The 19,986-nt window shown below is 34.3% G+C and carries 18 protein-coding genes; 15 read left to right on the forward strand and 3 right to left on the reverse strand.

What is annotated here, in order from left to right; genetic code table 11:
- From Q0Q96_RS01830 to Q0Q96_RS01870, 9 genes are all read left to right on the forward strand, one after another.
- Positions 1 to 2,558, forward strand: a 2,558-nt coding sequence (locus Q0Q96_RS01830; RefSeq protein WP_366068785.1) for a DUF5916 domain-containing protein, incomplete at its 5' end; no start/stop codon positions are given.
- Between the two features lie 42 nt (positions 2,559 to 2,600).
- Positions 2,601 to 4,118: a 2,3-bisphosphoglycerate-independent phosphoglycerate mutase gene (gpmI, locus tag Q0Q96_RS01835; RefSeq protein ID WP_293870992.1), complete on the forward strand. Its 1,518-nt coding sequence runs from the start codon at positions 2,601 to 2,603 to the stop codon at positions 4,116 to 4,118.
- A gap of 44 nt (positions 4,119 to 4,162) precedes the next feature.
- Positions 4,163 to 4,981, forward strand: coding sequence for a type I methionyl aminopeptidase (gene map / locus Q0Q96_RS01840; RefSeq protein WP_293870994.1), 819 nt, complete (start codon positions 4,163 to 4,165; stop codon positions 4,979 to 4,981).
- A 138-nt stretch (positions 4,982 to 5,119) separates the two neighbouring features.
- Positions 5,120 to 5,953 carry a class I SAM-dependent methyltransferase gene (locus Q0Q96_RS01845; protein ID WP_293870997.1) on the forward strand — a complete coding sequence of 278 codons (834 nt, stop codon included), beginning with the start codon at positions 5,120 to 5,122 and terminating at the stop codon, positions 5,951 to 5,953.
- Between the two features lie 66 nt (positions 5,954 to 6,019).
- On the forward strand, positions 6,020 to 7,270 hold the full coding sequence (locus Q0Q96_RS01850) for a DUF5103 domain-containing protein (protein ID WP_293871000.1): 1,251 nt from the start codon (positions 6,020 to 6,022) through the stop codon (positions 7,268 to 7,270).
- 69 nt (positions 7,271 to 7,339) lie between these two features.
- Positions 7,340 to 7,726 (forward strand): Co2+/Mg2+ efflux protein ApaG, encoded by a 387-nt coding sequence (gene apaG / locus Q0Q96_RS01855; protein ID WP_293871003.1) that lies wholly within the window; start codon positions 7,340 to 7,342, stop codon positions 7,724 to 7,726.
- A 119-nt stretch (positions 7,727 to 7,845) separates the two neighbouring features.
- Positions 7,846 to 9,474, forward strand: coding sequence for an L-glutamate gamma-semialdehyde dehydrogenase (gene pruA, locus Q0Q96_RS01860; protein WP_293871006.1), 1,629 nt, complete (start codon positions 7,846 to 7,848; stop codon positions 9,472 to 9,474).
- A 95-nt stretch (positions 9,475 to 9,569) separates the two neighbouring features.
- Complete coding sequence (locus Q0Q96_RS01865; protein WP_293871047.1) at positions 9,570 to 10,787, forward strand: T9SS type A sorting domain-containing protein; 1,218 nt, start codon at positions 9,570 to 9,572, stop codon at positions 10,785 to 10,787.
- A gap of 166 nt (positions 10,788 to 10,953) precedes the next feature.
- Positions 10,954 to 11,985, forward strand: coding sequence for a T9SS type A sorting domain-containing protein (locus tag Q0Q96_RS01870; protein WP_293871049.1), 1,032 nt, complete (start codon positions 10,954 to 10,956; stop codon positions 11,983 to 11,985).
- A 31-nt stretch (positions 11,986 to 12,016) separates the two neighbouring features.
- Here Q0Q96_RS01870 and rsmG read toward each other — a convergent pair whose 3' ends face one another.
- Positions 12,017 to 12,646 (reverse strand): 16S rRNA (guanine(527)-N(7))-methyltransferase RsmG, encoded by a 630-nt coding sequence (rsmG, locus tag Q0Q96_RS01875; protein ID WP_293871052.1) that lies wholly within the window; start codon positions 12,644 to 12,646, stop codon positions 12,017 to 12,019.
- A 109-nt stretch (positions 12,647 to 12,755) separates the two neighbouring features.
- On the opposite strand from rsmG, the gene Q0Q96_RS01880 reads away from it, so the two are divergent.
- The 4 genes from Q0Q96_RS01880 (at position 12,756) to Q0Q96_RS01895 (ending at position 16,475) form a co-directional block, all read left to right on the forward strand.
- Complete coding sequence (locus Q0Q96_RS01880; RefSeq protein WP_293871055.1) at positions 12,756 to 13,850, forward strand: acyl-CoA desaturase; 1,095 nt, start codon at positions 12,756 to 12,758, stop codon at positions 13,848 to 13,850.
- A gap of 57 nt (positions 13,851 to 13,907) precedes the next feature.
- Positions 13,908 to 15,092 (forward strand): pyridoxal phosphate-dependent aminotransferase, encoded by a 1,185-nt coding sequence (locus tag Q0Q96_RS01885; protein WP_293871057.1) that lies wholly within the window; start codon positions 13,908 to 13,910, stop codon positions 15,090 to 15,092.
- A gap of 427 nt (positions 15,093 to 15,519) precedes the next feature.
- Positions 15,520 to 16,236 (forward strand): pirin family protein, encoded by a 717-nt coding sequence (locus Q0Q96_RS01890; RefSeq protein ID WP_293871059.1) that lies wholly within the window; start codon positions 15,520 to 15,522, stop codon positions 16,234 to 16,236.
- 44 nt (positions 16,237 to 16,280) lie between these two features.
- Positions 16,281 to 16,475, forward strand: coding sequence for a hypothetical protein (locus tag Q0Q96_RS01895; RefSeq protein WP_293871061.1), 195 nt, complete (start codon positions 16,281 to 16,283; stop codon positions 16,473 to 16,475).
- A gap of 16 nt (positions 16,476 to 16,491) precedes the next feature.
- Here the strand turns inward: Q0Q96_RS01895 and Q0Q96_RS01900 are convergent, their stop codons facing one another.
- Complete coding sequence (locus tag Q0Q96_RS01900) at positions 16,492 to 17,085, reverse strand: hypothetical protein (protein WP_293871064.1); 594 nt, start codon at positions 17,083 to 17,085, stop codon at positions 16,492 to 16,494.
- A 150-nt stretch (positions 17,086 to 17,235) separates the two neighbouring features.
- Between Q0Q96_RS01900 and fabD the strand changes: the two genes are divergently transcribed.
- Positions 17,236 to 18,105, forward strand: coding sequence for an ACP S-malonyltransferase (gene fabD / locus Q0Q96_RS01905; RefSeq protein ID WP_293871067.1), 870 nt, complete (start codon positions 17,236 to 17,238; stop codon positions 18,103 to 18,105).
- Between the two features lie 510 nt (positions 18,106 to 18,615).
- A complete protein-coding gene (locus Q0Q96_RS01910) occupies positions 18,616 to 18,903 on the forward strand; it encodes a hypothetical protein (protein WP_293871069.1) in 288 nt (95 codons plus the stop codon).
- Positions 18,904 to 18,938: 35 nt separating this feature from the next.
- On the opposite strand, the gene galE is transcribed toward Q0Q96_RS01910, so the two are convergent.
- Positions 18,939 to 19,952: a UDP-glucose 4-epimerase GalE gene (gene galE / locus Q0Q96_RS01915; protein ID WP_293871070.1), complete on the reverse strand. Its 1,014-nt coding sequence runs from the start codon at positions 19,950 to 19,952 to the stop codon at positions 18,939 to 18,941.
- Positions 19,953 to 19,986: the final 34 nt, after the last annotated feature.

A 19,986-nucleotide genomic window follows, 5' to 3' on the forward strand; every position in this document is an offset into this window, starting at 1 on the left:
TGTATATGAATGATTTTATTGATAATAGATTTGTAAATAATAATAAATTATATATTTTTGCCCAACTAATTAAAACTTCCGTGCCTAAATCTCATAGCTATTTTACTTACGTAATACTGCTTTTTACAATAGTTATGTTTGGGCAAAATCCAAAAAAAACTCTTTTTACTCAATATACCACAGATAAAATAATAATTGACGGGAAGTTTGACGAACCTGTATGGCAAACCGCTGCCATCGCAAATAATTTTGTGATGATTGACCCTGATAATGGAAAACCCGAAAAAGCAGAACGAAAGTCGGATGTAAAAGTAGTTTATACGAATGATGCGCTTTACATCGCTGCAACTTTAACAGATAACAAACCTTCAAAAATTGGCAAGGAACTGGCACTACGAGATAATTTTGTCACTGCTGATCATTTTGGTGTTCAAATAAATGGCTTTAATGATGGCCAACAAGAATTTCGTTTTTTTGTGAGTGCATCAGGCGTCCAAATAGATATGATTTACACTGAAGCCAACGGCGAAGATACTTCATGGGATGCCATTTGGGATAGCAAAACAATGATTACTGAAACAGGTTGGAATGTTGAAATGAAAATTCCCTTTGCCGCTTTGCGCTTTTCGACAGAAAAAAAACAAACATGGGGCATCAATTTTTACAGAGAAATAATCAGAGATAGACAAAGATTTACATGGAATTTGATAAATAATAATATCAAAAACGAAGCCATTCAGGCGGGAATCCTTGAAGGTATTGAAAATATTAAAACACCAACACGATTGTTTTTTATACCCTACACCTCACAATATTTTAACATCAGAGATTCTAACAAAACAAAAAGTGAATTTAAAGGTGGGCTAGATATAAAATATGGAATTAATGATGCTTTTACTTTGGATGCCATATTAGTACCTGATTTTGGTCAAACAACATTTGATAGAGTAGAACTAAATTTGAGTCCATTTGAACAACAGTTTAGTGAAAATCGTCCTTTTTTTACAGAAGGAACAGAGCTCTTCAACAAAGGAAATTTGGTTTACTCTAGAAGGATAGGCGGTGTGCCGTCATTATCTAGCGTATTATTGCCCAATGAAATATATGTTGAAAATCCTGTAAAAGTAAACTTATTAAATGCCATAAAAATATCTGGTAGAACAAAAAGCGGTTTGGGCATCGGCGTTTTGAATGCCGTAACAGATAAAACCGTGGACAAAATAAAAAACACTGTCACCGGTGAAACCCGTTCCGTAACCACAGAACCAATTGCTAATTATAATGTACTCGTATTGGATCAGCGGTTTAGAAAAAACTCATCAGTATCGTTCGTAAATACAAATGTGATGCGAAATGGCGATTTTAGAGACGCCAATGTTTCAGCAATAGTTTATGATTTAAACACAAAATCAAATTCCTTTAAAATAAATGGTGATTATAAATACAGTTATGTTAAAGACAATCAAAATTTAGAAAATAAAACGGGCTTTAACACCTCCCTTAATTTAGCTAAAACAAAAGGAAAATATAGGTTCGGTACTGGTGCACAATACGTTTCATCCCAATGGGATAATAACGATTTGGGCATAAATTTTCAAAATCATTATCAAAGTTATTATGCAAAAGCAAGTTATAGAATTTTAAACCCAACCAAAAATTTTAATTCTTTTGGAATTTATTTTAATAGTTATTCTGAATTTGATAACAGAACAAATAGAATTCAAAGTGCCAATTTGAGTTTGCAATCCAACTTTAGTACTAAAAAGAATGACTTCTTTAATTTTGGAATCAATGCAAGACCACTAAAAATTTATGACTTTTATGAACCCCGAAGTTCTAACCAAGAACGCTTTTTGACAGTAACACAAAATATAAGTGGATTTATTTATTTTTCTTCTAATTACAACCGTAAGTTCGCTATTGATTTGAATCCTTTCATTGGTTTTAATAACGAGAAAGGTCGAATGAATTTCGGATTTGGCGCAAGTCCACGATACCGTTTTGACGATCATTTTTCATTGATTTACGATTTTTCGTATAATGTTCAGAAAAACAATATTGGCTATGTTGACCAAGATAATTCGCTTAACAAAATTTACATTGGAAGAAGAGATAGATCCACTTTTTCTAACTCATTAACAGCTAAATACACCATAAACAATGTAATGAATTTAAATTTATCATTAAGACACTACATGTCGTATGCCCAATATAATAACTTTTACACTTTGTTAAATGATGGCAGTTTACAGGAAAATCCAGCTTACACCACCAACAATGACAGAAGTTTTTCTACCTGGAACATGGATTTATCCTATTCATGGTGGTTTGCTCCAGGAAGTCTACTTTCAGTTTTATATAGAAACAATTCTTTTGTCTCACAATTTGGAACCACAATAGAAAAAGGTTATTTAGATAATTTAAAGCAAAACTTAAACGATAAAACGTTAGACCACATTATTTCGATTAGTCTTCGCTATTATATTGATTACAATTCTATCAAAAACACAAAAATTTCCAAAACTTTCACAAAACCAAAGGAGAGAATACGCTTCTAAAAGTTAACTTTTAGCTTTATCTTTGTTCGAAACAAATTTCTGATGAACAAAAAAGTAATCCTTATGATTTTAGACGGTTGGGGCAAATCGCCTAACCCAAAAGTTTCCGCAATAGTCAATGCCAATATTCCGTTTATAAACTCCTTATATAAAAAATATCCAAATGCCCAGCTGCGAACCGACGGCCTGAACGTAGGCTTACCCGAAGGGCAAATGGGAAATTCCGAGGTGGGTCACATGAATCTTGGTGCAGGAAGGATTGTATATCAAGATTTGGCAAAAATTAATTTGGCTGTAGCCAATAAAACCATGAATCAAGAACAATCGCTAATCGATGCTTTTCATTATGCGAAAAACAATAACAAAGCAGTACATTTTTTAGGGTTGCTTTCGGATGGAGGCGTGCATTCACACACCTCCCATCTTAAAAGTTTGATTGAGGTTTCACAAGAGTATGGTCTCAATAAAATATTTGTTCACGCCTTTACCGACGGCCGCGATGTAGATCCAAAATCAGGAAAAAAATACATTCAAGATTTAGAAAATTATCTTCACAACACTACGGCGAAAATTGCTACTGTAATTGGAAGATATTATGCCATGGATAGAGACAAACGTTGGGAACGTGTAAAATTAGCTTATGATTTGGTCGTAAACGGAATTGGAAAACACACCACAAATATAATAGACAGCATTGCCGAAAGTTATGCAGAAAACGTGACCGATGAATTCATTCAACCCTTAATTTGTGTGGATGCAAATGATAATCCTGTAGCTTGTATTCAAAATGATGACGTAGTTATTTTCTTCAACTTTAGAACCGATAGAGGAAGAGAATTGACCGAAGTTTTGTCGCAAAAAGACTTCCACGAATTCAATATGCACAAACTAAATTTGTATTACATAACGATGACCAATTATGATGACACTTATAAAAACGTACACGTTATCTATGACAAAGCCAATATTACAGAAACACTTGGTGAAGTTTTAGAAAAAAACAACAAAACTCAAATTCGTATCGCCGAAACCGAGAAATATCCACATGTTACCTTTTTCTTTTCGGGCGGAAGAGAAATTCCATTTCGTGGTGAAACCCGTATTTTAAAACATTCCCCAAAAGTAGCCACTTACGATTTGCAACCAGAAATGAGTGCCTTTGAATTAAAAGATGCCTTGATTCCCGAACTTAACAAAGCCGAAGTTGATTTTGTTTGCCTCAACTTTGCCAATGGTGATATGGTGGGACATACCGGTGTTATGTCAGCAGCTATAAAAGCTTGTGAAGCTGTAGATGTTTGTGTTGCCGCAGTTGTTACAGCCGCTCTCGAAAACAATTACACCACGCTAATCATTGCCGACCATGGCAATTGCGAAACGATGATAAACCCTGATGGATCACCGAATACCGCTCATACCACCAATCCAGTTCCAATTATTTTGGTAGATAAAGAACTAAAATCAATTCACGATGGCGTTCTAGGCGATCTTGCTCCTACTATTTTAGAATTGATGGGAATCGAAAAGCCCGCTGTGATGACCGGAAAGTCGTTATTATAAAAATACTATTTATTATCGTACTTTTGGCGACTGAAAATAGCGTTATGATTATTCCAAAAACAGCCGAAGAAATTGAATTAATGCGCGAAAGTGCGTTATTAGTTTCTAAAACACTTGGCGAAGTTGCAAAAGTTATTAAACCTGGTGTTAGCACTTTGCAATTAGACAAACTAGCCGAAGAATTCATAAGAGACAATGGTGGCGTTCCCGGCTTTCTGGGATTATACGGTTTTCCTAATTCGTTGTGTATGAGTCCTAATGCGCAAGTGGTTCATGGGGTTCCTAATACTGTTCCGTTGCAGGATGGAGATGTGATTTCTGTAGATTGTGGTGTCTTGAAAAATGGTTTTTATGGCGATCACGCCTATTCATTTGAAATTGGTGAAGTCGCAGCAGATGTCAAAAAACTATTGCAGATTACCAAAGAAAGTTTGTATGTTGGGATTCGAGAATTTAGAATTGGCAATCGTGTAGAAGATGTGGGCAATGCAATTCAGAAATACTGCGAAAGTTATGGTTATGGAGTGGTTAGAGAGCTTGTGGGGCATGGTTTAGGAACCAAAATGCACGAAGATCCCGAAATGCCAAATTACGGCAAACGCGGTCGAGGAAAACTTTTTGAAGAAGGCATGACTGTAGCGATAGAACCGATGATAAACATGGGGACTAAAAATATAAAACAACTCAAAGACGGTTGGACAATCCTTACTGCAGATGGAAAACCAAGTGCGCATTTTGAGCATAATGTTGCTTTAATTAATGGTAAACCAGAGTTGCTTTCTACGTTTCAATATATTTATAATGCTTTGGGAATTGTAAGTAATGAAGAAGATGAATTTAAGAAACAATCATTGATTATTTAGATTACACAGAGATTCACAGAGAAATATAAGGTGATAAACAGAGAAATTTAACATATATATTAGGCTAACATTTAAATCAAATCCTCTGTGAATCTCTGCAATACTCCGTGTGTCTCTGTGAAGAAATTTTAAAACAACATGAAAAAGATTTTTAAGTTTATTCTCAATACCATTCCAAGACCTATTCTTATTCGCTTAAGCATTGTAATTCGTCCAATATTGGCTTTTGTGTTAAAAGGAAACACCTTCACAGATCCTATTGATGGCAAAAGTTTCCGAATGTTCTTACCTTATGGTTATGGCACTCAAAGAAATAATGTGCTTTCTCCAAGCACGCTTTCGCTAGAGAGACACCGATTATTGTGGTTGTATCTACTCAATGAAACCGACTTCTTTCAATCTGAACTTGATTCAGATTCTCCTTTCACTAAAAACAAACGTATCAAATTACGAGATACTGAAACAAGTTCAATATTAAAAGTACTACATTTTGCGCCTGAACAAGAATTTTACAAACGGTTTAAAAAGCAAACAAATATTGATTACACTACCACCGACTTACTTTCGCCTTTAGCAGATGTAAAAGCAGACATTTGCAACTTGCCGTTCGAAGACAATACCTATGATATTATTTTCTGCAACCACGTTTTAGAACATATCCAAGATGATACAAAAGCGATGAAAGAAATGTACAGAGTTTTAAAACCTGGTGGCATGGGGATTTTTCAAATTCCGCAAGACCTCACTAGAGCAACCACTTTTTCAGACGATACCATTGTTGATCAAAAAGAACGTACTAAAATTTTCGGACAATATGATCATGTAAGGGTTTATGGAAGAGATTACTTTGATAAGTTAAGAAGCATCAACTTCAAAGTGATTGAAGAAGATTATACTCATAAAATCACCCCTGAAGTGGTAGTCAAATATTGCTTGGCAAAAGGGGAAATTATTCCGGTTTGTTTTAAGTAAAACATAAGAAATGAACGTATTAAAATTTATAAATTTTAGTATCTTTACGCATCTGATTTATAAACGATGCTAAAAAAGTTATTTCTTTTATACTGTTCATTCACTTCTGCGATTTCATTCGCACAAGTCGAAAAAGAAGTTGTTCCTCCCTACAATATTAAAACTGTGACCTTTGTTCAAAACAATCAAAATGTAATTCCTATTTTTCAATTAGGTGATAGTTTTCAGTTTCAATTTGATGATTTATACGCCTCCGAAGCCAATTATTATTACACGATTACTCATTGTGATTATGATTGGAAGCCCTCGCAATTATCAAAAAACGAGTATATAAATGGTTTTGATGACCAAAGAATTCAGGATTACACCAATTCATTGAACCCACTTCAAGTGTATTCGCATTACAGACTTGCATTTCCCAGTAAATTAACCCAGTTCAGAGTAAGTGGAAATTATGTCATTAAAATTTTAAATGATGACAAGGAAGTAGTTTTTTCCAGAAAATTTATTCTTTATGAAGATTTAGTTTCAGTGCCAATGCAAATTAGGAGAGCCCGAAATATTGCCGTTATTGAGCACAAACAAAATATAGATTTTTCTATTAAATCATCCGTGATCAATTTTCAAAGTCCGCTGACCAATGTCAAAGTGATGTTGCTTCAAAATGGTAAATTTAGTAACGCCATCACTAATATTAAACCGCAGTATACCATTGGCAATGATTTGATTTATAAATACGATACCGAAACCCAATTTTGGGCTGGAAACGAATTCCTTTTTTTTGAAAACAAAGACATACGAGCTGCCAATAATAGTATTGCTGGGATAGATTCTAAAGGCGGATTATATAACGCACATTTATATGTCAGCAAGACACGAGCAAACAATCCTTACACTTATTTTCCTGATATTAACGGAAATTTTTTGGTTAAAAATATTGGTGCCCAAAACAACGAGATTGAAGCCGATTATTCATGGGTTTTCTTCACACTTTCAGCACCATCTTATTTTGACAAAAAAAGTATTTACATCAACGGAATGTTCAATAATTTTACGCTTGGTGATGAAAATAAAATGGATTATAATTCTGAAAAAGGCGTCTATGAAAAAGCCATTATGATCAAACAAGGTTTTACAAATTACCAATATGTAATCGCAGATGATAAGGGAAAAGTAGATGAAGAAAACGCCATTGATGGTAATTTTTTTCAGACGGAAAACAATTACTTTGTGCTTGTTTATTATAAAGAAAACAATCAGCGATACGACAGAATTATTGGAAAAGGAATTGCAAGTTCAGTAGATATAACTAACTAAAAATTAATATCAAATATCCTTTAGAACAGTATTTTTTGTAATTTTGGCATCGATTAATAATTCAAATTCATGGTAACCCAAATAACGAGAGGCATAAAAATTTCGGTCTTGACTAGTTTTGAAGGTACTTACTTCAAAAACTACAAGATTCATTTTGCATTTAGTTATGAGATTACAATTGAAAATCACAGTAAAGATTCTGTGCAGTTAACTTCCCGTCATTGGGAAGTTTTAGATTCTCTTAACGATTTAGAAACAGTGAATGGTGAGGGCGTTATTGGTAAAAAGCCAGTCCTAAAACCCGGAGAAAAACACACTTATAATTCGGGATGTTTACTTTCCTCACCCTTTGGAGCTATGAGAGGTTACTTTAACATGATAAATTTTACTACCACTAATACCTTCAAAGTTATAGTGCCTTCTTTCAAATTAAGCGCGGCATTTGCTTTGAATTAATTTGGTCCTACTTCTATTAAAAATTCAAAAAATCCTTTGTACTTTTGTATGAAATTAAATAATTCATAGTAAATGAGTTATTTTATTTTCTAATTTTCTAATTTTTTAAATTAAATCAAATGCCAAAAGGTTTCTTTCATGTACCAAAAGCGGTCAATGAACCCGTAAAATTATACGCTCCGAATTCTTCTGAAAAAATAGCAGTTTTAGACGCTTATAAAAAAATGTGGCACGAAACTATTGAAGTTTCAAATTACATTGGAGGTGAAGAAATCAGAACTGGAAATACAAGAAATATAACTGCGCCGCATGACCATCAGCACGTTGTGGGTACATACCATTTAGCTGAAAAAAAACATATTGAGCAAGCTATTGTATCGGCTCTTGAAGCCAGAAAAAAATGGGCTACTATGGCCTGGGAGCACCGTGCTGCTATATTTTTAAAAGCGGCCGAATTAATTGCCGGACCTTACCGCTCCAAGATTAATGCCGCCACTATGATTGGGCAATCAAAAACCATTTATCAGGCAGAAATTGATGCCTCCTGCGAATTAATTGACTTCTTGCGTTATAACGTAGAATTCATGACACAAATTTATAACGACCAACCCAAATCGGCTTCTGATGTTTGGAACCGAGTAGAATACCGTCCTTTGGAAGGTTTTGTGTATGCCATAACTCCGTTTAATTTTACTGCTATTGCTGCCAATTTACCAGCAAGTGCTGCGCTTATGGGAAATGTTGTGGTTTGGAAACCAAGTGACAGCCAAGTGTTTTCGGCAAAAATTATTATTGATGTGTTCCAAGAAGCTGGCGTTCCAGATGGAGTTATCAATGTAGTTTTTGGTGATGCTGCGATGATTTCTGATACAATTTTTGCAAGTCCAGATTTTGCTGGAGTTCATTATACAGGTTCCACTTTTGTATTCAAAGAAATCTGGAAAAAAATTGGAACTAACATACATACTTACAAAACATATCCAAGAATTGTGGGCGAAACTGGAGGAAAAGATTTTATACTTGCCCATAAAAGTGCTAATGTAAAGCAAGTTGTGACCGGAATTACGCGTGGTGCTTTTGAATTTCAAGGGCAAAAATGTTCGGCTGCTTCTAGAGCTTACATTCCAAAAAGCTTGTGGTCAGCCTTAAAAAATCAATTGATTACCGATGTAAAATCTATGAAAATGGGGTCACCCGAAGATTTTGGCAACTTCATTACAGCGGTAATTCATGAAGGTTCCTTTGATAAATTAGCAAGTTATATAGACCAAGCAAAAAAAGATTCGGATGCTGAAATTATCGTCGGTGGAAATTATGATAAATCAAAAGGATATTTCATAGAACCAACCGTTATTGTAACGACTAATCCAAAATACGCTACAATGGAAACCGAACTTTTTGGACCAATAATTACAATTTATGTTTATCACGACTCCAGGTGGGCTGAAACTTTAAAATTAGTTGATGAAACATCAGAGTATGCATTGACAGGAGCTATTTTTAGCCAAGACCGTTATGCCATTGAAGAAGCAACACAAGCATTACAAAACAGTGCTGGAAATTTCTATATCAATGACAAGCCAACGGGCGCAGTTGTTGGCATGCAACCTTTTGGTGGTGCAAGAGCATCGGGAACCAATGATAAAGCGGGTTCTATGCAAAATTTATTGCGTTGGGTTTCACCACGAACCATCAAAGAAACCATGGTTACTCCCGAAGATTATCGTTATCCGTTTTTGGGAGAGTAATTAGAAGAATAAAATACAACGTAATCAAAAGGCTCATTCAGTAATGTTTGAGCTTTTTGATTATATTTACTTGTGAAAATCAAATACAAAAAATTATGAAAAAAATTACAACGCTACTTTTCATATTTGTCTCTGTACCTTTTTATGCGCAATGGTGGATTCCACAAAATTCAGGAGTAACAGCTAACTTAAATGATGTATGTGGTAACGGCGGAAATACTGTTGTCATAGTTGGCAACGGAGGGGTTATCTTAAAAACTACTGATGGTGGAACCCATTGGAATATCAAAGCATCTGGTACAATTGAAAATTTGACAAAAGTACAGTTTGTGAATGCTACTACTGGTTATGTTGTTGGCACATCAGGGACAATTCTTAAAACTATTGATGGCGGAGAAAACTGGACTTCAATAGCAACTGGAAATACCATAAATCTGTATGGATTATCTTGTGTAAATGAAAGCATTTTTTACATCTCGGGCGACAATGGTTTGATAAAAAAAACAATTGATGTCGGGGCAAATTTTGTTACTCAAAACTATGGAACTACGTATTCATTCAAAACTATTCAGTTTCTAAACGAGCAGGTTGGGTATGCTTCAAGTTATGACTATTACGGCTATAATAGCTATGCTTTTATAAAAACCACTGATGGAGGAACCACTTGGGCATTGGTTTCTTATCAGATTTCAACTTTCTACTTTCTAAATGAAAATATTGGCTTCGTAACTTCAGGTTCAGTTTATAAAACTATTGATGGCGGATTAAATTTAACAATTATGGGTGGTTCGATGGCTCCAGCAGCTGATTTATTTTCATTAAATGAAAATGAAGTTTGGAGTGTCGAAAACTCATTTACACTCTGTGGCTGTTCTTATTTTTGCATTGATAAAAGAAATTATACTATTTCAGGAGATATTCAGGAAGCACAAAATTGTTATGCTGATACTGCTGGGAACCCACCCTTTGAAGCAATCACTTTTGCAGATGCAACAAATGGCTATGCGGTTGGTAATCATGGGCTTATTTACAAAAACACAACAGGGAATATGGAAAATTTAGGAATCACAGAACTTGATAAAGCCAATAGTGTAATAATTTATCCAAACCCAAGTTCAAATAGCATTGTTGTAGAAAACAAAAGCGATAAACCTATACGTTCAATTATAATTTCGGATATGAATGGTCGAAAAATTTTAGCGACTACAATGGTCAATTCAACAATCGATATTAGTTCTTTTGCAAAAGGAGTTTATCTAGTAGGATTAACATTTGATGACAAGAGTATTACTCAAAAATTAATAAAACAGTAATCCATTTTCAATTGACAAATTAAGTATTCAATACTAAAAACTTTATTGTTAACTTATTTATATTTGGTTTTAAATATTTATAAATAAAAATCAAACCACGTCTTGAACTTTTTTTATACATTTGGTAATTAATTATTTAAATGTCAATTTCATCAAAAAATATATTATGAAAATAACACTACTTTTATCGTTCTTACTGCTAAATACCATTGGTTTTGCTCAACATCAGGTCAATTCTTTTTATAGCACCAACGGTTTTGTAAGTACGGCACTTGCAACTCCCACTCCACCAAATCAAGGTTCTGGTGGGATAAATCAAAACTGGACTTTTTCTGGCTTTGTTACTCTGGCTACTATAACTAATACAAATGTTGCTCCAACAGCGGCAGAAACTACAACATATCCTGGAACTAATACTGTTATTGTATCCACTTCAACACAAGGAACGACTACAACAACAGGCAAAATTTTTACTAAAAACACAGCCGGAACTGTTTCGATAACTGGATTGGATTCAACAGGATTGAACATCAATTTTAATGGTGGCTCGGGAGGAAGCGGGAATGCAACATTAGGGGCTTTTCCAATGGTTTATCCTTTCTCAAACACTGATAATATTGTAAGTGGAACCTATAATTATGGCACCAATTCGGGAACATTTTCTGGAACATTGGCTACTACAGTTGATGGCTACGGCGTTTTAAATCTAACTGATTTTGGATATTCGGGTAATGTAACCCGACTAAAAACAGTACTTTCAGTTACTTTGTACTTAAGCATTTTTCCTGTTGGAACAGCTTCTCAAACTACTTATACTTATTATGATCCAAGTGACGCGACTAACAATTTTAAGTTTAGAAGTCTTAACACTGTTGTTGTAGCTTCTGCAGCTGGTATAAACCAAAATAATACGACTTATGAAATTGGTTTCGTTCCTTTGTTATCAAATACTAATATCGCGTTACAATCCTTGTGGATACAAAATCCGGTGAGCAATGCTATTGAAATCAATTCGTCTAGCGCAATTGACAACGCCACAATTGTGATAACTGATTTGTTAGGAAAAACTATTTATCAAACAATAAACAACACAATCATAGGAAGTTTTGAAATTCCTATTTCTTTGAATAAAGGAATATATCTAATCACTATTAATAATGAAAACGGAACTATAACTAAAAAAATTGTTAAGAGTTAAAACTAAAAAAGTCCTTATTACAGGGCTTTTTTTATGATTTAAACTTAAGTGGTAAATGCACCACTTTTTTGGTTTCGAAGAATTCGTCAGAGAAAAATTCTGCAATATTATATTCGGTTGCTTTTGGGAAACCCTTCAATTCTTCTGTCAAATCGCCACCTTTTAAATAAAGAACTCCGTTATTCAACTTGTGTTTGTTCTGTTTCTTGATTTTGTCTTTTATCCATGAAACAAAATCGGGCATATTGGTCACAGCACGACTGACAATAAAATCATAATCGCCTTTCACATTCTCGGCACGCAATTGTTCAGCTTTTACATTTTTCAGCTCCAAAACATCGACAACAGCTTGTACTACTTTTATTTTTTTGGCAATCACATCAATCAAATAAAATCGCGTTTCGGGAAACAAAATAGCCAACGGAATTCCAGGAAATCCTCCACCAGTACCAACGTCAAGAATATAAGACCCAGATTCAAAAGATTGAATTTTGGCAATTGCTAATGAATGTAACACATGATTGGTATATAATTGGTCGATATCTTTACGAGAAATTACATTAATTTTAGCATTCCAATCCTGATATAATGCTTCCAATTTTTGAAACTGTAGTATTTGATTTTCAGTAAGATTAGGAAATTGTTTAATAATTTCTTCCATACAATGAATTTTCAACAAAAATAAAGCTTTTGGTTGATAATTATGATTTGTTTATAATCTTTAAAAAATTATAATATTTATCTTTGAGCTAAATTTGAAATACTTGTAAATGGATACTACAACCCCAATATTTTCTAAAAACGATAATTTAAAATTCTTTAGAACCTTAAATTCAAGAGTGAATAATTATTTCAAAGAAAACAATCTAGACAGAACTGGAAACTGGAAATTACACCTGAAAACAGTAGTAATGTTCACCATTTTTTTAACACCTTATTTTATTTTATTGGCAATGCACATGCCTATTTGGGAGTACCTTCTGCTCAATGTAGTAATAGGTGTTGGAATGGCAGGTGTTGGCATGAATGTTATGCACGACGGAAATCATGGTGCTTATTCCTCTAAATCTTGGGTGAATAAATTTATGGGAGGAAGCATTTATATTTTGGCTGGAAATGTTTACAACTGGCAAGTACAACACAACGTTTTGCACCACACCTATACTAATATTTTGGGACACGATGAAGATCTAGAAGCGGGAAGAATTATGCGTTTTACCAAAGAAGCAAAGTGGTATAAATTGCATAGATTTCAACATTTCTATTCGGTTTTTTTGTACGGATTGTTAACCTTCAACTGGGCAATTACTACAGATTTTCTTCAAATGAAACGCTATTTGAAAAGAAATTTATCTTATGGTGAATTCAAAAAACCGGCTATTCGTTGGACAACTTTAATTATTACAAAAATTATCTATTTCTCTGTTTGGATTGTGGCGCCACTTGTCATGGGAATTGCATGGTGGAAAGTAGTTTTAGGTTTTTTAGTAATGCACTATACGGCTGGAGTTATTTTGAGTGTGGTTTTCCAATTGGCACACGTTGTTGCAGAAACCGAAAATCCTATTCCTGACGGCAATGGAGAAATCGAAAATACTTGGGCAATTCATCAATTATTTACTACGGCAAATTTTGCTCCTAAAAACTGGTTTGTAAATTATTATACGGGAGGGTTAAATCATCAAGTAGAACATCATTTGTTCCCAAATATCAGCCATGTTCATTACGGTAAAATTGCCGAAATTGTAAAGCAAACAGCAGTAGAATGTGAGCTTCCTTATTACGAATTTAAAACAACAAGAGCTGCTATTATCTCGCATTTTAGACATTTGAGAGATTTGGGAAGACAGCCTCAAGTTGCATAATCATTTATAAAAACGCCTTAATAGGCGTTTTTCATTTAACATAAATCACACAACAGCATGAGTATTTTATCGGACAGAATTAATAATTTATCTACATCCCAAACCCTTGCAATGGCAGCATTAGCAAGAGAATTAAAAGCACAAGGAAAAGACATCATCAGTTTAAGTTTGGGTGAACCCGATTTCAATACCCCCGATTTTATCAAAGAAGCCGCAAAAAAAGCAATCGATGAAAACTACAGCACCTATAGTCCAGTTGATGGTTATGTTGAGTTGAAAGATGCCATTTGCAGAAAATTCAAACGCGATAATAATTTAGACTATAAACCAGCAAACATAGTGGTTTCTACTGGTGCCAAACAATCGTTATACAACATCGCGCAAGTAATGCTAAATGTTGGTGACGAGGTAATTCTTCCAGCTCCTTACTGGGTTTCCTATTTTGAAATCATAAAATTGTCGGGGGGAATTCCTGTAGAAGTGCCAACTTCAGTTGAAAGCGATTTTAAAATCACAGCCGGGCAATTAGAAAAAGCTATTACTCCAAAAACCAAAATGATGTGGTTCAGTTCACCATGCAATCCCAGTGGTTCGGTGTATAATCGTGAAGAGTTGTCGGCCATTGGTAAAGTATTAGAAAAATACCCAAACATTTATATCGTTTCTGACGAAATCTACGAACACATTAATTTCTCTGGGACTTTCTGTAGTATTGGTTCTATTCCGGGATTATTTGAAAGAACAATTACTGTAAATGGTGTTGCCAAAGCTTTTGCCATGACCGGCTGGAGAATTGGATATATTGGAGCGCCTGAATTTATTGCTAAAGCCTGTACCAAAATGCAAGGGCAAGTTACTTCTGGAGCAAACTCTATTGCACAAAGAGCAACAATTACAGCAGTTGATGCAGACCCGAAAGTGTTAAACCAAATGGTTGCTGCTTTTAAAAACAGGAGAGATTTAGTGGTGGGCTTGGCGAAAGCTATTCCTGGTATAAAACTTAACGTTCCTGAAGGTGCGTTCTATGTTTTTCCTGATGTTTCCTCTTATTTTGGCAAAACGTTACGTGGCAAACTCATTGCCAACGCTGATGATTTCTCTATGTATTTATTGTCTGAAGCCAATGTGGCGACTGTAACCGGAGATGCTTTTGGTAATCCAAATTGCATCAGAATATCCTACGCCACAAGTGAAGAATTATTAACCGAAGCTTTCAAAAGGATTAAAGCAGCATTAATCTAAAACTACTGCATTTAGTCATTTTGACTAAAGAAAAATCTTAAATTTATTTATCATGTGATCTAATTTTACTGAACTCAAAGTATCGTACGCAAATCCAAATGAAAAAGTAATTTTTATATATCTATGCAAAAATACTTGATAATGCTGGCAAACTTTTATTGCTAACTATCAAACAGCGATAACTTTTTTTTGAAAAATCTATGTGTATTAAAACTACATTTTTTTAACGGCAAAAAACACCCTTATTTTAATTTAATACATCACAATATCAATCAAAAAAATTATAAAGTAAAAAATAAAAGGACGATTTAAAGAATAAAATATTTACACTAAAATTAGTATTCAAAACATTCTTTGCGCTAAATGTAGTGCTCACCAGTTGTTCCCACCGTAAATGTGTACCATAAAATTCATTAAATTTATTGATATGAAAAATACAGTCTTACACAAAGCCAATACCCGCGGTCACGCTGACCACGGTTGGCTGAATGCGCATCATACTTTTAGTTTCGCCAGCTACTATGACCCAAACCGAGTGCAATTTGGCGTATTACGAGTTTTGAATGACGACATTGTAGCACCGGGAATGGGTTTTGGTACTCATCCGCACGATAACATGGAAATTATAACAATTCCGTTAGAAGGTGATTTGGCACACAAAGACAGCATGGGAAATACTGAAGTTATCAAATTTGGTGATGTTCAGGTAATGAGCGCCGGAACCGGAATTCAACATTCTGAATTCAATCCAAATCATGATAAAAGAACTAATTTGTTGCAAATTTGGGTGTTCCCTAAAGTGAGAAATGTAGAACCGAGATACCAACAAATTACATTAGACACCACCGACAGACACAATAAATTACAACAAATACTTTCGCCTAATGCAGATGATGCTGGCGTTTGGATTCACCAAGATGCTTGGTTTCACATGGGAAATTTAGATAAAGGGATTACCCTTGATTACGATCGCAAATTAGAAGGCAACGGTTTGTATGTTTTTGTGATAAAAGGAAGCGTAAAAGTAGATGGTCAGGAATTAGAACAACGCGATGGTTTAGGGATTACTGATTTTGACAAAGTTACTTTTGAAGCTACTTCGTATGCCGAAGTTTTGCTGATAGAAGTGCCGATGGTACAGTAAATCAAAGAATGTGAAAAAATAACAAAACCTTTTAACAAAAACTGATGTTACTTTTAATAACCCAGCCAACAGTGAAAACCGGAAGTATTGTTTTAAAAATTGCCAACAAACGATTTCTGTTTCGGGCTGCCGAGATAAAAGGTAGTTTTTCGTTGCCTACTTTCTATGAAAATTTTGATAGTATTAACGGTATTATTAATTCAGAAATGAAGAGCCAACTCGTGGAAATCGTAAATTAGATAGGGTTTTGGTTTATTAATTTTTAAAAAAACTTTCCGGATAAATTATTATTTTGAACACATAAATCGGTGCGTCAAAAGTTCTTGTCAGCACCGATTTTTTATTAAAAAGGCTTCTGTATCCTACACCAGCACCAGCTCCTATCCATGGTAAAATTTTATAATTTACTTGTCCCGAAATTTCATTAATATATAAATCTACAGTAGCTTCTTTCACAATATCATTGTTAACTTCACGAATAAAAGTTGGTCTTCCGTAACCAATTTGTTCCGTAACAAAACACTCAAAACTTTTATTTTTATACAAAATCCAATCATTAAAAATACTTCCATACCAAAAATTAATATCATTCTCAACCTCGGCATTGGTTCTTGTATCTGTATATCGCAATCTTACAGGATTAATAATAAAAGAGACTCCGAGCCCTAATCGCGTCAGTTTCTTATATTGAATTCCCAACTTTGCACCAAAAAGAATTACTTCATTACTATGAATTTTTGAAAAACGATTATCCAACTGAAAATTGAATCGCCATTTCTTGGGTGTTTCAACTTGAGCTTGGATTTGTATAAAGCAAATTAAAAAAAAAAGAGCGGTATAGCGCTTCATTATCACTATTGGTTAGGGCGAGTACTTTAGAATTTATAAATCTACAAAAGTTTAATTTCTCTACTATTTTTTTAACATTTCGACTTAAAATGTCTTTTTTTGCTACTTTTGCTCGAAATAAAAATTAAAATAATTAGTTAAAAACAAACCATGAAAGCATATATCTTCCCGGGACAAGGCGCACAATTTACAGGAATGGGTAAAGAACTATACGAAAACTCGGTTTTAGCCAAAGAACTGTTTGAAAAAGCGAATAACGTTTTAGGTTTTAGAATAACCGATATTATGTTTGAAGGTACCGCCGAGGAACTGAAAGAAACCAAAGTAACGCAACCCGCCGTGTTTTTACACTCGGTGATTTTAGCCAAAACATTAAACATCAAACCCGATATGGTTGCGGGACATTCGTTGGGCGAATTTTCGGCCTTGGTTGCCAATGGGACTTTGACATTTGAAGACGGATTAAAATTGGTTTCAAAAAGGGCTTTAGCCATGCAAAAAGCTTGTGAAATTACTCCTTCAACAATGGCGGCAGTTTTAGGTTTAGACGATACTATTGTGGAAGACGTTTGCGCTTCCATTGACGGAATTGTAGTTGCGGCAAACTACAACTGCCCGGGACAATTAGTAATATCTGGAGAATACAGCGCAGTAACATTGGCATGCGAAAAAATGAAAGAAGCGGGAGCAAAACGCGCTTTATTATTACCTGTTGGCGGTGCATTTCACTCACCCATGATGGAGCCTGCCAGAGAAGAACTAGCAGCAGCAATTGAAGCTACTACTTTCGCAACCCCAAATTGTCCAGTATATCAGAATGTTACCGCTAAAGCAGTGTCTGATGCCACTGAAATAAAGAAAAATTTAATTATTCAACTTACGGCACCTGTACGATGGACACAATCCGTGCAACAAATGATTCAAGACGAAGCAACTAGTTTTACTGAAGTAGGTCCCGGAAAAGTATTGGTTGGATTGGTAAATAAAATTGATAAAGAAGTAGAAACGATTTCTGCTTAATCACATCTAACGATAAATAAAATTTCTCATAGCGGAAGTTACGAGTATTATTTTATATTTAATTGATAATTAAATACATGAACCATGAAAAATAGTTCAAAAATATTCAAATTAGTGAGTTTTAATTTTTTTCTTTTAGCATCAATCTTTCTCACTGCTCAAAATAATTCAAATTATTTTAAAACAGATGATGGCGGCTTCCACTTTAACTGAATAATACTCAACATTTGTGCCTTAAATATTCCATCACTTTCCACTGACGTTATTAAAGTATTTCCAAATCCCACTATAATAAATTTATTGTAGACCTGACAGTTTGGACAATGGCGATTACCCTTTTAAATTAATCAATTTAGCAGTTGATTACAGATACAGAAAAAATCAGTAAAAGGAATAATCAACTTAAAAAGACTTTTTTGATTATTAGTTTATTTATGGGATTTATTTTCTAACTTTGAATGATACAAAATCCCAGATGTTTAAAAAAATTATTAAAAACTAAATTATAACATGAAAAAATTATCTTTTTATCTTTCGTTTGTTGCCATTTTAATCAGCTTTGCCAGTATGCAGACTCTAATTTCCTGTCAAGAAAAAACCAAAGAAAAACTTGAGGATGCGAAAGATGCAATTAAAGAAGAGGTAAAAGAAACCATTGATTCTGCAAAAATTAAAGCCGAAGCTAGGTTGGATTCAGCCAAAATTAAAGCAAAAGCAAAAGTAGACAGCATTAAATTAAAAGGAGCTGAAAAAATGGAAGCGACAGCAAAAAAAATTAAAGAATCGGTAAGCAAATAATAAAAAAAGCTCCAATAGAGCTTTTTTTTATAAAATTAAGTTCTTATTTTTTGTTCCCATTTCCAAGCCGATGCCAGACTTACTTCGAGTGAAGTTTCAGCTATCCATCCCAAAATTTTATTCGCTTTTTCGGTATTGGCATAAGCAGAGATAACGTCTCCAACTCTTCTATCCACAATTCTATGATTCAATTGCTTTCCAGAGACTTTTTCAAACGCTTTAATAACTTCTAGAACTGAACTGCCCGTTCCCGTCCCTAAATTGAAGATTTCGACTTTTTCTACATTGTCCTTTTTTAATAATCTTTGCAAAGCAATGACATGGGCTTTTGCCAAATCGACAACGTGAATATAATCGCGAATACAGGTTCCGTCCGGCGTTGAATAATCGTTGCCATAAACAGATAATTCATTTCGCATACCTATTGCTGTTTGCGTAATGAATGGCACCAAATTTTGTGGCACGCCCAGAGGCAATTCCCCTATTTCAGCACTTGAATGTGCGCCAATTGGATTGAAATAACGCAATAAAATTGAATTCAAATTAGTTACTCTTGCTACATCTTGAATAATTTCTTCACCTATTTGTTTAGTATTTCCGTAGGGCGAAATTGCTGGTTGTATTGAAGCATCTTCGGTAATCGGCATTTTTTCGGCTTGACCGTAAACGGTACATGAGGAACTGAAAATGAAATTAGCTTGTGGTAATTTTGTCATTTCCTGCAAAAGATAAACCAGTGCATTGATGTTGTTTTCATAATACAATAACGGTTTTTCAACGCTTTCGCCAACAGCTTTTGAGGCTGCAAAATGAATCACGCCAGCAACATCTTTATTTCTTTTGAAGAAATTTTGAACTGCTGATTTTTCTCTAACATCAATGTTTTCAAATAATGGCTTTTTATTGGTAATTCTTTCGATACCATCAAGAACATTAATAGAAGAATTAGAAAGATTGTCAATGACAATTACCTCAAAACCTTCATTTTGTAACTCTACAACTGTATGTGAACCTATAAATCCTAAACCGCCAGTTACTAGTATTTTCATAAATTAAGTTGTCAGTTGATGGTTTATAGTTGTT

The sequence above is a fragment of the Flavobacterium sp. genome (assembly GCF_025352015.1).
In the GTDB taxonomy this organism is placed as follows: domain Bacteria; phylum Bacteroidota; class Bacteroidia; order Flavobacteriales; family Flavobacteriaceae; genus Flavobacterium.